Origin of the sequence: Kitasatospora sp. NPDC101447 (assembly GCF_044767225.1) — a bacterium.
GTDB lineage: Bacteria > Actinomycetota > Actinomycetes > Streptomycetales > Streptomycetaceae > Kitasatospora.
Window position 1 is genome coordinate 1 of record NZ_JBIWNL010000025.1, and the last position, 14,910, is coordinate 14,910.

A 14,910-nucleotide genomic window follows, 5' to 3' on the forward strand; every position below is an offset into this window, starting at 1 on the left:
GTGGAAGTGGCCTGCGGCGCCGGGGACTTGGTGGTCTCGGCGGCGGGCTCGGTGACCTTGGCGGGGGTCTTGTCGGCGGCGGGCTCGGCCTTCTTGGTCTCCTTGGCCGGCGCGGCGGGCTTGGTGGGCGCGGGCTTGGCCGGGGTGGTCGGCTGCGCGGGGGCGGCGGTCCGGGCCACGTGGTAGGTGTGCGTGTCGCCCGTCACATCCGGGAAGCCGGGAGCCTGGGCCCAAGTGCCGACCTGGATCTCGGTCACGTCCTTCGGCGCCTTCGCGGAGAGGCCCACGCGGAACATGAAGTTGGCGGCCCGGCCGTTCTCCAGGCGCGGGGTGGTGGTGGCGGGGGAGGCGACGGTGAAGAGCGAGGGGTCGCAGCCGTGGCGCAGGGCGACGGGCTTCCAGCCGCCGGCGGTGGCGACCTCGACCGTGAAGTCCTGGAGGTTGGTGCTGCCCTTCGGGTTGAACAGCCAGAGGTTCGCGGAGACGTTCCGGTACGGGGCGCCGGTGAAGTTGGTGACGCCGACGCCGATCTCGACCTTGGGGCCGCCCGCGGTGATGGTCTGGCCGTCCGGGGTCATGTGGAAGCCGGACTGGTAGGTGCCGTCGTGCTTGGCCGGGTCGGCGGCCGGAGCAGTGACGGCGGTGGTGTCGCCGGTCTCGTCCCCGCAGGCCCAGGCGCTGTCGGTGGCGAGGAACTGGATGCCGCCGGCGAGGACGGTGGTGGCGGCGAGGACGGCGATGCGGCGGCGGCCGGAGAGGGCGCGGTCGTTCTTCGCAAAACGGGTGATAACGGACGTGCGCATGACGTGACTCCCCAGGGTCATGTGACTGACGGTGTGTGTGGGTGAAGACGACCGGCCCCGCTCCTCCTGAGCGGAAGCGCCCCCCGGCTCTGCCGGTCTCGCTCTCCGTGCCTTCATTGGTATAGACGCGCATCCCCGGCAGGGGTTGCAGGTGGATCCAAAAACTTTTTCGGGAGCCTTCGTCAGGTCTCCGGGATACTGCCGGGATGACGGATGAGCTGACGATCCGACCGGAAACGACGCCGGTCGGGAGCGGGGAACGTCGGTCGCTGCGGCGGGACGCGTCGGGGCCGGCACTGCTGGCCGGGCTGGTGTGCGTCGCGGTGTCCTTCTCGGGACCGCTGGTGGTGGTGCTCGCGGCGGCCGCGGCCGGACGGCTGGACACGGCGCACACCGCCTCCTGGATCTGGGCGGTGGCGATCGGCAGCGGGGTGAGCGGCTTCGCGCTGAGCTGGTGGACCCGGACGCCGGTGATCACCGCCTGGTCCACCCCGGGGGCCGCGCTGCTGGTGACCAGCCTGGGCGACTACCCCTACCGGGAGGCGGTCGGGGCGTTCCTGGTGAGCGCGGTGGTGGTGGCCCTGTTCGGGGTGACCGGCTGGTTCGGTCGGCTGATCGCGGCGGTGCCGGTCGGGATCGTGAACGCGATGCTCGCGGGCATCCTGTTCTCCTTCGGTGCCGGGATCTTCGGCGCGGTGCACAGCGCGCCGGTCCTGGTGGTGGGCAGCTTCGCGGCCTTCCTGCTGGCCAAGCGGTTCGTGCCGCGGTACGCCGTACCGGTCGCGCTGCTGGTCGGCGGGGTGCTGGCGGCGCTGACCGTCGGACTGCCGCTGCACCCGGGCTCGGGCGGGCCGACCGTGCCGGTGCTGACGGTGCCGGCGTTCTCCTGGTCGGCGCTGGTGGGGCTCGCATTGCCGCTCACGATCGTCACGCTGGCCTCGCAGAACGCCCCGGGCCTCGGCGTGATGCGGGCCTTCGGCTACCGGGCGGACGACCGGCTGCTGATCGGCTCGACCGGGGCGGTGTCGATGCTGATGGCCCCGTTCGGCTCGCCCGGGGTGAACCTGGCGGCGATCACGGCGGCGATCTGCTCGGGCCCGGAGGCCCATCCGGACCCGCGCCGCCGGTACGTCGCGGGCATGTCCTCGGGCGCGCTGTACGTGCTGGTGGGCAGCTTCGGCGGGGTGCTGGTCAGCCTGTTCACCGGGCTGCCGAAGGAACTGATCGCGGTGATCGCCGGGGTCGCGCTGCTGGCCTCGCTGCAGGGCAGCCTGGCGGCGGCGGTCGCGGAGGAGCGCGGGCGGGACGCGGCGGTGGTGACCTTCCTGGCGAGTGCCTCGGGGATGAGCCTGTTCGGGATCGGCTCGGCGTTCTGGGGGCTGCTCTTCGGGCTGGGCACCCATCTGGTGCTGGGCCTTCGGAAGGCCTGACCGGGCTGCGGGAGGGCGCCTGGGCAGGGGGCGGGAGGGCCTGGGCGGGGACGGTCCGGGCGGGGGTGTGGTTGGTATGACCCGCATGACCTGCATGGTCCTCATGGCAGGGAGGATGCGGATCGTTCGGCCAGGTCGGTGACATTTGCGCCCGCCGGTGGGGGCGACACGCCGGTCCGGGTACGTCTCCGCTCCACCACCCGGGCGACACCGGGTGACCGGAGCCCCGAGGACGCACCCGTATGCCGCCTGGCAACCCTGGCCGTCTCGTCCGGAGTCTGGCCGCCCTCGTGCTGGTGTCCACCGCCCTGCTGCCCGCCGCCCTGGAACTGGTCGGTCCCTCGCCGTTCGGCGTGATCGGGCCCGGCGCCCCGGCCGACCGTGCGGTGCCGCCGCACACCGCGCTCCGCGCCGACCAGCGAATAGCCGGGGCCGCCCCGACGGTCGACATACGTCGGACCGGCGACCCGGCCAACCGGATCACGCTGGTCCTGCTCGGGGACGGCTACACGGCGGGCGAACAGGACCTGTTCCGGCAGCAGGCCGACAAGGCCTGGCACGCCCTGATGGACATCGAGCCCTTCCGCACCTACCAGGGCTTCTTCAACGTACGGCGGGTCGACGTGGTCTCCCCGGTGTCCGGGATAGCCGAGACCGAGAGCCGCGGCCGCAACCCGGCCACCCCGCTCGGCATGCACTTCTGGTGCGAGGGCACCGCCCGGCTGCTCTGCGCCGACGAGGCCGCCACCGCCCGGTACGCGGGGGACGGCAGCGGGCCGCAGTACCTGATCGCGCTGGCCAACTCCACCGAGTACGGCGGCGCCGGCGGCACCGGGGTGACCACCCTGGCCGGCGGCAGCCAGGACGCCGGGCGGATCATCCAGCACGAGATCGGGCACACCGTGGGGGACCTCGGCGACGAGTACGACAGCGCCCCCGACGACGCCGACTACCCGAACCTCTCCACCCTCAACGCCGACGACATGCGCAAGAAGCAGACCAAGTGGTGGCGCTGGCTGGGCGCCGCGTCCCCGGACGGTGCCGGGGTCGTCGGCGCGTACCGCAGCGGCAACGGCCTCTACCGGCCGACCCCGGACTCGGTCATGCGCACCCTGGGCAGCGCGTACAACCTGCCCTCGCGCGAGGCGATCATCGAGGAGCTCTACCGCAAGGTCCGGCCGACCGACGCCCCGCTGCCGGCGCCCGGCGAGGTGACCGGGCGGCCCCGGCTCGACGTCCGGCCGCTGCCGCTGAACGGGGCCCGGCAGCTGAAGGTGGAGTGGAAGGTGGACGGCGTCCCGGTGGCACCGCAGTCCGCGGACGCCTCCTGGCTGGACACCGCCCGGCTGGACCTGGCCCCGGGCCGGACGGCCACCGTGACGGCGACCGTCCGGGACACCACGGACTGGGTGCGCGACGAGGCCTTCCGGGACCGCTTCATGACCCGGTCGGTGTCCTGGACGCTGACCGGCTGAGGCCGGCGGGAGTTGTCGGAGCTGTCGGAGGCTCGCTGAGTCCGGCGGGGGCTGTGTCGGGGGCTGTCGGGGCTGGCCGGGGCCGGCTGTTGCCGGGGAGCGCACCGGCGGATCCACCGGCCCGGGGGGTCGCGGGTTCGCGCCCGGGCGACCGAACCCCGCCCTGGGCGTCCAATCATGGGATGACTAGTCTGGTCGCACTATGTCCGTGGAGCCCGCCCCTTCAGCCGCGCCCCCGTCCGCCTCCGCTCCCCGAGCCACTGCCGGGCCCCCGACCGCCCATGCACCCGCGCCCGCACCCGCACCCGTTTCCGGCCCCGCCCCCGTTTCCGGCCCCGTTCCCGCGCCGCCGGGTGGCCGTGCCGCGTGGACGGCCTGGTCCGTCGGCGTCAGCGTCTACGTCCTGGCGGTTATCCACCGCACCAGTCTCGGCGTGGCCGGGCTGGACGCCGCCGACCGCTTCGGCATCGGCGCCTCGGCGCTCTCCACCTTCTCCATCCTCCAGGTGCTGGTCTACGCGGCCATGCAGATCCCGGTCGGCCTGCTGGTGGACCGCTTCGGGCCGCGCCGGGTGCTGCTGCTCGGTGTCGTGCTGCTCAGCACCGGTCAGCTGGCCTTCGCGTTCAGCTCCTCCTTCGCCCCCGCGCTGGCCTCCCGGGCGGTGCTCGGCTGCGGCGACGCGATGACCTTCATCAGCGTGCTGCGGATCGCCGCCCGCTGGTTCCCGGCCGCCCGGAACCCGTTCGTGGCCCAGCTGACCGGTCTGGCCGGGATGGGCGGCAACCTGGTCACCACCGTGGTGCTGGCGCAGGCGCTGCACAGCGAGGGCTGGACGCCCACCTTCGCCGCGATCGCGCTGCTCGGCGTGGCGGTGTTCGCGCTGGTCGCGCTGTTCCTCCGGGAGGCCCCGGCGCAGGCGGAACCGATCCGGCCGGTGGAGCACCGGGAGCGGCCCGGGGTCGGCCGGCTGGTCCTGGACTGCTGGCGGGAGCCCGGCACCCGGCTCGGGCTGTGGATCCACTTCACCACCCAGTTCCCCGGCAACGCCTTCGGCCTGCTCTGGGGCCTGCCCTACCTGGTGCAGGCGCAGGGCATGTCCCGGGCCGGGGCGGGCGGGATGCTGACCCTGCTGGTGCTCAGCAACATGAGCTTCGGGTTCCTCTTCGGCCGCCTGCTCTCCCGCACCGCGCGCGCCCGCATGCCGATCGTGCTGACCGTCATCGCGACCACCGCGCTCGGCTGGGCGCTGGTGCTGGCCTGGCCCGGCGGGCACCCGCCGGTGTGGCTGCTGGTCGGGATCATCCTGGTGATGGGCAGCAACGGCCCGGCCTCGCTGGTCGGCCTGGACTACGCGCGCTCCCGGAACCCGGCGGAACGGCTCGGCACCGCCTCCGGAATCGTCAACATGGGCGGCTTCATCGGCACAATGATCACCCTCTTCGGCGTCGGCGTCCTGCTGGACGCCCTCACCCCGGAAGGCACCGACGGCTACCCGGCCGATGCCTTCCGCTGGGCGTTCTGCTGGCAGTACGTCCCGCTGGCAGTGGGGACGCTGATGATCCTCCGGTTGCGGCGGAGGGTCCTCGCCTCGGAGACGTAGGGTTTCCGACCTGCGAAGACGTGCCGGCCCCCGCTTCACCCGAGGGTCGGCGGGGGCATCAGCGGCCGTACGCCCGCATGAAAGCGGCCATCTGCGGCGGTGTCCCGAAGAGCCGGGCGCCGTGCAGTTCCGCACGCATCGGCCCGTGGTCCGGCACGGGCCCGGTGCCGGGGGCGGGCCGTGCTTCGCGCCGCAGGCGGATCAGGTCGACCAGCTTCAGCTTCGGGCAGCCGGGGACGACCCGGCTGCCCCGGATGCCGACCCGCTCCCCGCCCGGGCAGGCGAAGTACGCGCCGAACGGCGGTCCGCTGTCCTCCTCCCGGCCCGGCAGGTGGAGGACCATCTCCCCGTGCCGGCAGTGGACCGTCCCGTCGGAGCGGACGGTCAGCCCGGGCCAGTCCTCGTGGTCGATCTCCGCGACGATCTGCACCTGCTGCCCGATCGCCTCGGCCAGCGTTTCCGCCATCCGCCGCTGCTGCGTGGGGACGTCGGTGTCCCCGCGGCGGACGGAGGGGAGCAGTTCCTCGGTGACCCATGCCCGGAACGGTCGGGCGGACTTCTTGTCCGACCTCATGAGGAGGCTGTACAGCCCCGCCTCGCTCACCAGGCCGAGCAATGGATTTCCCCGCCGGTAGGGTTTCTGACCTGCGGAATCGTCGTAACCCTCCATCTGCTGGACGGTCAGCGACCGCAGGTCCACGGTGCGGTGCTGGTGGGGCTCCAGCCCGTACACGGCGGTGGCCGGGTTTCGCCGACCCATGACCCGGCACACGTCCGCCGTCGCGAACCACGGCTCGCCGTCGATCATCACGACCCTGATGGGCTGCCCCGTGACCGGGAAGCTCGACCGCACCAGCACCATCCGTTCCTGCTGTTCCCGTTCGTCGTCCATCGGGACGTTCCTCCTTCTTCCGGGTGATGGCATGACTGCCCGGAACAACGAGGCCGAACGGGTGAGGTGGCTGGTGCTGCATTGACGTGCGGATGCACGAGAGGTGCCGACCCGGCGTGCGTTGGTGCGTGTACGCCGGGTGGCGTGCGCCGGTGGGCCTCAGATGGTGACGGAGAAGTTCGCCAGCACCCGGTCGGCCAGTTCCTTGTCGCCCTCCACTGACACCGGCCCCGGGCGGCCGCGGCCGCAGGCGAGCCGGACGTACGTCTCCCAGCCCATGCTGAGCTGGACGTCGGGGGCCAGGCTGATCGACTCGTCCACGGTGCAGTGGCCGGAGGCGTCGACCCGGACGGTGCGCAGGAACTCCACCGGGCCGGTGACGTCCAGCACCATGGCCGTCCCGGCGGGGACGCCGGCCTTGTTGGCGACGGCCTTGGGCAGCAGCTCCAGCAGGAGGTCCCGGGAGATCAGGGCGGCCGGGGCGTCCAGGTTGCCGGGGGCGTCCAGGGCGCGGCGCAGGTCCTGCTCGTGCACCCAGACGTCGAAGGCCCGCATCCGCAGGAGCTCGTGGTACGGGACGTCCCGGGCGAGCGGCCCGGCCGGCCAGCGGACCGGCTCGCCGGGCGTCTGCTTGGCGTTCCGCAGCGCCCGGGAGCGGCGGATGATCGTGTACTCCAGCTCGCTGGTCATCTCCAGCGCGGTGTGGCAGCGGCGCTTGTCCACCGGCAGCTCGACGTAGCGGGCGAACTCGGTGGTCACGTGACGGAGGTCACGCGGCAGGGAGTGGATCGGGCGGGGGTCGCCGAGGAGCTCGGACTCGACCGCGATGACGTGCGAGACGACGTCCCGGACGGACCAGCCGGGGCACTCGGTGGCCCGGTTCCAGGAGCCCTCGGGGAGGGGGGCGACCAGCTCCGATATGGACTCGATGCTCTGGGTCCATGCCTCGGTGTAAGCCTGCACGGTCTGGTTGTCCGTCACGGGAATCTCCGGCCCTCCGTCAGCTTCCTTGCCGCCTGTGCCCCGCCGTCACCGCCGGCCGGGATGGTCCGGCTTTCCGGGCGCACACGCTAACCGCACGTTACGCTGCCGGGGAACAGCAGGGCAGCGCTTTCGGGTGACGATCGTAGGACTCTTGCCGTGGACGGTGGTACTGTGCGCGCTTCATTGATCCAACTCGCGGTCTCCGACGCCGAGCCGCCCGCCGAGCGGCGGGCCAGGGCGGCGGCGCTGGTGCGGGCCCAGCAGGGCGCCGACCTGGTGGTGCTGCCGGAGCTGTGGCCGCTCGGCGGTTTCGCGTACGACCTCTGGTCGGACGGCGCGGAGGGCCTGGACGGGCCCACCTCGGACGCGATGGCGGCCGCCGCCCGGGTCGCCGGGGTCTGGTTGCACGCCGGTTCGATCGTCGAGCGGGACCCGGACGGGCCGATCTACAACACCTCGATGCTGTTCGCCCCGGACGGCGAGCTGGTGCACACCTACCGCAAGATCCACCGCTTCGGCTTCGACAGCGGCGAGGCCGTGGTGATGGGCGCGGGCCAGGAGATCGTCACCGCGCCCACCGACTTCGCCACGCTGGGCCTGGCCACCTGTTACGACCTGCGCTTCCCGGAGCTGTTCCGGGCGCTGCTGGACGCCGGTGCGCAGCTGCTGGTGGTCCCGGCGGCCTGGCCGGCCCGGCGGCGCGAGCACTGGACGCTGCTGGCCCGCGCGCGGGCGGTGGAGGAGCAGGCCTTCGTGCTGGCCTGCAACACGGCCGGGACGCACGCCGGGGTGGAGCAGGCCGGGCACAGCATCGTGGTGGACCCGTGGGGCCGGGTGCTGGCCGAGGCGGGGACGGAGGAGGAGGTGCTGACGGTCGACTTCGACCCGTCCGAGGTGGCCGCGGCGCGCAAGGACTTCCCGGTGCTGCGGGACCGCCTGCTGGGGATCCCGGCACCGGTCCAGCGCTAGTCGGTCCGGCCCCGGTCGGACCGGCCGGGGCCGGGGGACCGTCTTGTCGGAGGGTTGGTTCGGACCTGGCCCGGGCGGGTTTGAGAAGATGAGCACTCGTCGTGTTCCCGCCGGTCCGTCCAGGGTCGGCCCGGTCGGCCCGCCCGAGGAGGTCGCGCCCATGCCTGTCGACGGCGCAGGCACCCCCCGTCCCGTCATCCACCGCAACAGCCTGCGCGAGCAGATCGCCGGCGCGCTGCGGGAGGAGATGATGGCCGGCCGACTGGCGGCCGGCCGCAACTTCACCGTCAAGGAGATCGCCGAGCTGTACGGCGTCTCCGCGACCCCGGCCCGCGAGGCGTTGGTCGACCTCGGCGCCCAGGGGCTGCTGCGGGCCGAGCACCACCGGGGCTTCACCGTGCCCGAACTGTGCTGGGACGACTTCCTGGAGATCTTCGAGTCCCGGGTCCTGCTCACCGACAGCTTCCACCGGCAGTTCTCCACCCGCCGGGCCCTGCCCGACCTCAGCCGGCTGCCCTCGCTGCGCCGCCGGGCCGACGCGGCCGTCCGGGCCGCCCGGGCCGGGAACCTGGACGTGATGGTGGGCTGCGACCGCCGGTTCTGGCAGGAGGTCGCCGGACTGCTGGGCAACCGGCGGGTCGCCGACTACCTGGACTGGCTGCGGGTGCAGTCCTGGATGTTCGCCGCGCCCTACCTGCGGGCGATGCCCGGCCTGGCCGGGGTCTGCTGGGACCGCCACCAGGACCTGGTCGGGGCGATCGAGGCGCACGACCTGGCCGGCGCGTACCGGATCATCTGCGAGTACAACCTGGCCACCGCGCGGCTGCTGGCCGAGCTGGCCGGGCAGCCGCTGGAGTCGGTGACGGTCCTGGGGCTGCTCACCGAGACCACCGGGACGCAGCCACCGCCCGTCCCGGTCGAGCCGTCGGCCGCCGAGCCGGGGCCCGGCTCCGTCGTCGAGCCCGCCACGCCCGCCGAGCCCGCCGACCGCGCCACGCCCGCCGAGCCCGCCGACCGCGCCGAGCCCGGCGAGCCCGGTGCGGTGCGCGGCGAGCGGCCGCTGCGCGGTGACGAGGTCGGCCGTGAGCTGGGCCGGGAGCTGGGGCTGGGCCTCGGCCTGGTGCCGCAGCCCCGCGCGGTGCCCTACGGCCGGTTCGGCCGGCGGCCGTCTCCGGCGCCCCCCGAGGCCCCGCTGGGACGGCCCGACCCGCACGCCGCCCCGGGCCGGTAGGGTGACGGGCGTCGAACCGGGCGTCCGCGAAGGGCCGTCCGGGTACCGACCCCGCCCCCGTCGTCGCCCCGCCCCGCGGGCGATCCCCCACCGCCCGGAGAGGAACTGCCGGCCATGGCCTGCGACCTCTGGCTCGTCCCGCTGGTGGACGTGCTGAGCCACAGCCCCGACAACCCCTTCCGGGACGATCTAGCCCTCTACAACGAGGTGTTGGCCTCGCGCGGGCTGCCCGGGGTGCCGGTCTACGAGTACGTCCCGGGCATCAGTGGCGCGGTCGAGCCGATAGCCGCCTTCGACTACGACTCGCTGCACTTCCTGCGCCGGGCCTACCTGCTGGGCCTCACCGGCCTGGACATCACCCCGGTCGACGCGCTCGGCGGTGACTACGAGCAGCTGCTGGAGATGTTCGAGAGCAGCGCCGAACAGTCGCACCTGGTCTGGCACTTCGACCACGCGGGCGCGTACGTTCCGGTCGAGTTCGCGGTGCCGCTGGTGGACGACGCGCTGCTCGCCTCCGGCGGCCCGCTCGGCTCCAGTCACGGACTGCTGCGCGAACTGCAGGCGGTGGCACCGGCGCTGGGCATCGACCCGCTCAACCCGCCGGACCCGACCCGGCCGCTCGGCCCGACCGGCCTGGAGCAGCCGTTCGGGCCGCCGATCGACGACGTGCACCCCTTCGCCCGGGAGCGGCACGCCTGGTCGGGCCTGTACGCGGCGGCGACCAGGAGCGTCACCCAGGGCTCGATGATCGTCTTCGCCTAGCGCCACGGAGGCCCACCGTGGCCCGGCGTGGCCCGGCGTGGGCCCTCCGGGCCCTAGCGCAGCGGCCCCTCCGGCGGCCGCTGGCGCGGCATGGTGGGCCGGGTGCCCGGCGGCGGCAGCACCCGCACCTGGGCGCCCATCCCGGGCTCGGAGCGGCCGCCCCAGCTCCCGGGGGCCTGGGTGGGCAGCTGGGTCATCGAGGCGCGGAACTCCAGCATCCACTCCGAGGTCTCGGTGCGGACCATGTCCGAGACGTCCTCGCAGAACCGGCGCAGCACGCCCAGGCAGCGTTCCGCGGCCTCGCCCGCGGTGCCCTCGGTGGGGCCGAGCACCTCGCGCACGCACTCCGACGCCCAGTCGAACTGGAAGGCCTCCAGCCGGCGCTGCAGGGCCTGCCCGGTGGAGACGTCCCGCATCCAGCCCGAGCTGAGGCCGAAGGCCCGGTCGGCGCCGTAGCAGGCGGCGGAGAGCGCCAGGCCGACGTAGCCCCAGCTGGCGCCGTGCGCGAAGCTGCCGGCGAGGTCGACCAGCGGGGCCGTCACGGCGCCCACCGCGAACCCGGCCGAGCCGAACCGCAGCAGACGCGCCCACCGGCGCTTCCAGACCCGGTCCCGGCGGTACCACTCGATCGCCTCGACCGCCCGCTCCTCGGACCAGCGGTAGAGCTCCTCCAGCCGCTCGGCCGGCTCGCCCCAGTCCCCGAGGGGGAACTGTCGGGTGCTCAGATCGGTCCGGCGGCGGGTGGGCTCCCGGCGGACCACGGCGGTGGCGGGCGGGTCCTCCTCGCCGATCTCCTTGCCCCAGGCACTCTCCTCGGGCTGCATTTCCGGCTGGCTCACCTGTGGGGCTCCCTGTGGCGGGCGGGCGGCTGGGTCTGGCGGCGCATCGGCTGACGTGGCGTCTGCCGGTGGTTGTCCAACAGCACTTCTTACCGCCAAATGGCTGACCGTGGGGGAGCTTCCCGGTTGATCGTTACCGGTTCAAGCCATCGGAACCCGAGGTGAGCGGGTTGCGGGGGGCGGCGAGATTTCACCCGTCCGAGCGAGGGCCCGGTGACCCGTGGTCGTGACCCGGACACCCAGCGCCCACCTGGGGCCCCCGGGCTTGGAGGATCCTCCGGTATCGTCGGCGTACGGACCTCTTCTCCTGGAGGATCCGACGGGACCGGGGAGCGGCCGGAACAGGCCACCGACTACGCTTGCGTGGCGTGAAGGTCCTCGTCATCGGCGGCGGCGCCCGCGAACACGCCCTGTGCCGCTCTCTGTCCCAAGATCCCGCTGTCACCGAGCTGCACTGTGCCCCGGGCAACGCCGGGATCGCACGGGTGGCGACGGTCCACCCGGTCGACCAGCTCGACGGTGCCCAGGTCACCGACCTGGCCCGGCGGCTCGGCGCCGCCCTGGTGGTGGTCGGCCCGGAGGCCCCGCTGGTCGCCGGTGTCGCCGACGCCGTGCGCGCGGCCGGCATCCCGGTCTTCGGCCCCTCCGGCGCGGCCGCGCAGCTGGAGGGCTCCAAGGCGTTCGCCAAGGACGTGATGGCCGCCGCCGGCGTCCCCACGGCCCGCTCCTACGTCTGCACCACCGCCGCCGAGGCCGCCGAGGCGCTGGACGCCTTCGGCGCCCCGTACGTGGTCAAGGACGACGGCCTGGCCGCCGGCAAGGGCGTCGTGGTCACCTCCGACCGCGAGGCCGCGCTGGCGCACGCCGCCTCCTGCGAGCGCGTGGTCATCGAGGAGTACCTGGACGGCCCCGAGGTCTCGCTGTTCGCGATCACCGACGGCACCACCGTCCTCCCGCTGCAGCCCGCGCAGGACTTCAAGCGCGCGCTGGACGGCGACGAGGGCCCCAACACCGGCGGCATGGGTGCCTACTCGCCGCTGCCGTGGGCGCCCGCCGGGCTGGTCGAGGAGGTGCTGGAGACCGTCCTGCAGCCGACCGTGGACGAGCTGCGCCACCGCGGCACCGAGTTCTCCGGCCTGCTGTACGCGGGCCTGGCGCTCACCTCCCGCGGCACCCGGGTGATCGAGTTCAACGCCCGCTTCGGCGACCCGGAGACCCAGGTCGTGCTGGCCCGGCTGCGCACCCCGCTGGCCGGCGTGCTGCTGGCCTCGGCCAACGGCACCCTGGACCAGCTGGAGCCGCTGCGCTGGGACGACGGCGCGGCCGTCACCGTGGTCGTCGCCTCCGAGGGCTACCCGGCCGCGCCGCGCACCGGCGACCCGATCGAGGGCCTGGCCGAGGCCGAGGCGGACGGCACCGCGTTCGTGCTGCACGCCGGGACCAAGGCGGGCGAGGACGGGCAGGTGCTGAGCGCCGGCGGCCGCGTGCTGTCGGTCACCGCGACCGGCGCCGACCTGGCCGAGGCGCGCGAGCGCGCGTACGCCGCGGTGGACCGGATCTCGCTCAAGGGCGGCCAGCACCGCACCGACATCGCGCTGAAGGCGGCCACCGCGTAGGGCAGTTAGGCCGAGCCGAGCCCGTACCGGGGGCGCTGCGGACCGTGGGAATCAACCCCATGGACGCAGCGCCCCCGGCGTTTCGGGGCCGGACCGCTTCCGGGGGCCGACGCACCGATCGGCCGACGGATTCCAGCCCATCGGGTGACAGCGCCCGCATCCGGCTGACGTAACGGGGCGCCCGGCCTTATGGTGCGCTGGATCGCAGTGCGCGGGGCCCGCGCGCCGGGGTCGCCGCCGGGTAGCGGCGCCCCTGCGGGGGGATGCTGGACGGCGTCCGGCCGGGCGATCGCCGGGTGCTTCGCACCGGACCGGTCGCGGGCGTCCGGAATCCGGGCGACGTCACCGGGACGAGTGGAAACCGGGGCGATCCGGAACGACCACCCGGGCCGGGGCGTCGAAAATGTCAGTAGCGCCACGCAGCATGCACTACCGGGATCGGACGCCTCCGCTTCCCGGTCGGAACTGATCGTTTCGAGTCGGCTCAGGGCCCGTCGTCGGGCGCCCGAGGGCTCCGAAGGGGGTGCCGCACCGTATGGCCGCTGTCGACACCGCGCGCGCTCACGCCCAAGCGGTCCTGCGGGTCCGAGGCCTCGCCCTGGCCGCCGCCGTCCTGCCCGCCGCCGTGGCGGTGGTCCTGCTCGCGGGCCGGTTCACCGGCCGGATCGGCGCGCCCGGCGCCGCCGACGCCGCCGGCTGGGACGCCGTCCGCTGGGCGGTCTGCGCGGTCGCCGCGCTGACCCTGCTGGTCGCCGGGCTGACCGCCCGCGCCCTGCACCGGGCCGAGCCGCCCCGGACCCCCGCCGTGCCGCTGGAACGCGCCGAGGCCCCCGAGCTGTACCGGCTGATCGCCGAACTCGCCGACCGGCTGGACGTCCCCGCGCCCTCCGCGGTCGCCCTCACCCCGGACTGCGACAGCTGGCTGGAGGACGTCCCACCGGTGCGGCGGCCGGGCCCGCCGCGGCCGCACCCGCTGCGCCCGCACCCCGAGCCGCCCGCCCCGGTCCTGGTGATCGGTTCGCCCTTCCTCTGGTGGATGCGGGCCGGCGAGCTGCGCGCCCTGCTGGCCCCGGTGGTGGCCGGCGCCGCCGCCTCCGCCGATCCGGAGATCGCCGCCGCCCGCCGGTTCCTGCGCAGCCTGGACGCCTGCCTGGACTCCGGCCGGGGCACGTCCCCCGGCCTCGGCGGCGGAACCCTGGCCGCCCCGCCCCGGCCGCCGCGGCGCGGTCCGGCCGCGCTCGCCGACCGGATCGCCCGCCGGATCGCCCGCCGCCTGCTCGGTGCCTGCCGCGGCCACTCCGCCGAACTGGAGCGCTCCGTCGCGAGCTGGGCCTCCGAGCAGGCCAGGGTGGTCGACTACGGCCTGCGGATCGCCGCCCAGGAGCAGGTCGGCCTCGCCTACGCCGGCTGGGACCGGCTGCTCACCCGGGTCGCGCTGCCCGCCTGGCGGCTCGGCCGCCACCCCGCCCACCTCAACGCCGGCGTGGTCGCCGCCCTCACCGAGCTGTCCCGCCGCGACCGGCTGGCCGACGGCTACGGCACCCGGCTCGGCGACCGGCCCGCCTGCGACCTGCTGGAGGAGCCCGGAGCCGTCGACCGGGCGGTCTCCCGGCTCGCGGCCGAGCTGTTCTTCGGCCGCCCGGCGGCCGGCGCCTGGCACGAGCTGGAGTGGGCCGACTACCCGGCCGACGTGGTGGACGCCGGCTGGCGGGCGGGCGCCGCCGCCCTGCAGGCCCCCCTGGACCGGCTCGCCCCGCACTCCCGCCCCGGCGCCCCGACCCTCACCCGGCTGCTGGTGCGGCTCGCCGAGGGCGACGGCGAACGGCTGGCCGCCGCGCTCGCCGCCCAGGTGGCCCGCACGACCGCCCCGGCCCCGCTGCTGGAACCCGACCGCACCGGTCGCGACCTGCTGGTCGACCACGTCACCGCGATGGTCTGCTGCGCGGCCGTGGACACCGCGGGCGGCGCCCCCGGGCTGGACTGGCTGGACGGCCCGGTGCTGCTGCTCGGCGGGGTCCGCCGCACCGACCTGGCCGGCCCGGTCGCCCAGGCCGTCGAGCAGGGCCAGGACGGCCCGCTGCGCGCCTGGCTGGACGCCGCCGACGTCCGCCTGGAGAAACCCGTCCGGCTGTGACGGGTGGGACGGCGCTCGACACCCCCGCACGCGCCCCCGGACGGCTCGGCCTCCGGTCGTCTCCGCAGGCCGGAGGCCCCCTCCGGTCGGGCCGCGAGATTCCCGGCACCAATTGCCACCGGAGGGTGACGGAGCGCCAGCACTCTGTGGTGTATTAGACCGCACGCACATCCGG

The 14,910-nt window shown here is 74.6% G+C and carries 11 protein-coding genes and 1 pseudogene; 8 read left to right on the forward strand and 4 right to left on the reverse strand.

The genetic code is table 11. The features are described from left to right. Positions 1–803 (reverse strand): annotated as a pseudogene (locus ACIRST_RS28730) (hypothetical protein); the annotation flags it as partial. 206 nt (positions 804–1,009) lie between these two features. Here ACIRST_RS28730 and ACIRST_RS28735 point away from each other — a divergent pair. The 3 genes from ACIRST_RS28735 (at position 1,010) to ACIRST_RS28745 (ending at position 5,308) form a co-directional block, all read left to right on the forward strand. Beyond that, the gene (locus tag ACIRST_RS28735; RefSeq protein ID WP_402805441.1) at positions 1,010–2,233 is read left to right on the forward strand and encodes a benzoate/H(+) symporter BenE family transporter; all 1,224 of its coding nucleotides are present in this window, start codon (positions 1,010–1,012) and stop codon (positions 2,231–2,233) included. Between the two features lie 242 nt (positions 2,234–2,475). Continuing rightward, positions 2,476–3,708, forward strand: coding sequence for a M64 family metallopeptidase (locus tag ACIRST_RS28740; protein ID WP_350519615.1), 1,233 nt, complete (start codon positions 2,476–2,478; stop codon positions 3,706–3,708). Between the two features lie 202 nt (positions 3,709–3,910). Further along, entirely contained in the window at positions 3,911–5,308 is a 1,398-nt protein-coding gene (locus ACIRST_RS28745) for a nitrate/nitrite transporter (RefSeq protein ID WP_402805444.1), read from the forward strand. Positions 5,309–5,366: 58 nt separating this feature from the next. Here the strand turns inward: ACIRST_RS28745 and ACIRST_RS28750 are convergent, their stop codons facing one another. Together ACIRST_RS28750 and ACIRST_RS28755 are read right to left on the reverse strand one after the other, a co-directional pair. Continuing rightward, positions 5,367–6,200 carry a Bro-N domain-containing protein gene (locus ACIRST_RS28750; RefSeq protein WP_402805447.1) on the reverse strand — a complete coding sequence of 278 codons (834 nt, stop codon included), beginning with the start codon at positions 6,198–6,200 and terminating at the stop codon, positions 5,367–5,369. A 159-nt stretch (positions 6,201–6,359) separates the two neighbouring features. Further along, entirely contained in the window at positions 6,360–7,181 is an 822-nt protein-coding gene (locus ACIRST_RS28755; protein WP_350519618.1) for a maleylpyruvate isomerase family mycothiol-dependent enzyme, read from the reverse strand. Positions 7,182–7,355: 174 nt separating this feature from the next. On the opposite strand from ACIRST_RS28755, the gene ACIRST_RS28760 reads away from it, so the two are divergent. From ACIRST_RS28760 to ACIRST_RS28770, 3 genes are all read left to right on the forward strand, one after another. Beyond that, complete coding sequence (locus ACIRST_RS28760) at positions 7,356–8,153, forward strand: carbon-nitrogen family hydrolase (protein WP_402805449.1); 798 nt, start codon at positions 7,356–7,358, stop codon at positions 8,151–8,153. 160 nt (positions 8,154–8,313) lie between these two features. Beyond that, a complete protein-coding gene (locus tag ACIRST_RS28765; RefSeq protein WP_402805453.1) occupies positions 8,314–9,384 on the forward strand; it encodes a GntR family transcriptional regulator in 1,071 nt (356 codons plus the stop codon). Between the two features lie 114 nt (positions 9,385–9,498). Beyond that, positions 9,499–10,146 (forward strand): hypothetical protein, encoded by a 648-nt coding sequence (locus ACIRST_RS28770; RefSeq protein ID WP_402805455.1) that lies wholly within the window; start codon positions 9,499–9,501, stop codon positions 10,144–10,146. 53 nt (positions 10,147–10,199) lie between these two features. Here the strand turns inward: ACIRST_RS28770 and ACIRST_RS28775 are convergent, their stop codons facing one another. Continuing rightward, a complete protein-coding gene (locus ACIRST_RS28775) occupies positions 10,200–10,985 on the reverse strand; it encodes an SLATT domain-containing protein (protein ID WP_350519622.1) in 786 nt (261 codons plus the stop codon). Positions 10,986–11,353: 368 nt separating this feature from the next. On the opposite strand from ACIRST_RS28775, the gene purD reads away from it, so the two are divergent. Further along, a complete protein-coding gene (gene purD / locus ACIRST_RS28780) occupies positions 11,354–12,601 on the forward strand; it encodes a phosphoribosylamine--glycine ligase (RefSeq protein WP_350519623.1) in 1,248 nt (415 codons plus the stop codon). Positions 12,602–13,136: 535 nt separating this feature from the next. Then, on the forward strand, positions 13,137–14,735 hold the full coding sequence (locus ACIRST_RS28785; protein WP_350519624.1) for a hypothetical protein: 1,599 nt from the start codon (positions 13,137–13,139) through the stop codon (positions 14,733–14,735). Positions 14,736–14,910: the final 175 nt, after the last annotated feature.

What these genes read in the sequence shown, in the direction of transcription:
- ACIRST_RS28750 (WP_402805447.1), bottom strand. Translation starts at nt 6,200, where the DNA reads ATGGACGACGAACGGGAACAGCAGGAACGGATGGTGCTGGTGCGGTCG.
- ACIRST_RS28785 (WP_350519624.1), top strand. Translation starts at nt 13,137, where the DNA reads ATGGCCGCTGTCGACACCGCGCGCGCTCACGCCCAAGCGGTCCTGCGG.
- ACIRST_RS28745 (WP_402805444.1), top strand. Translation starts at nt 3,911, where the DNA reads ATGTCCGTGGAGCCCGCCCCTTCAGCCGCGCCCCCGTCCGCCTCCGCT.
- ACIRST_RS28765 (WP_402805453.1), top strand. Translation starts at nt 8,314, where the DNA reads ATGCCTGTCGACGGCGCAGGCACCCCCCGTCCCGTCATCCACCGCAAC.
- ACIRST_RS28770 (WP_402805455.1), top strand. Translation starts at nt 9,499, where the DNA reads ATGGCCTGCGACCTCTGGCTCGTCCCGCTGGTGGACGTGCTGAGCCAC.
- ACIRST_RS28740 (WP_350519615.1), top strand. Translation starts at nt 2,476, where the DNA reads ATGCCGCCTGGCAACCCTGGCCGTCTCGTCCGGAGTCTGGCCGCCCTC.
- ACIRST_RS28735 (WP_402805441.1), top strand. Translation starts at nt 1,010, where the DNA reads ATGACGGATGAGCTGACGATCCGACCGGAAACGACGCCGGTCGGGAGC.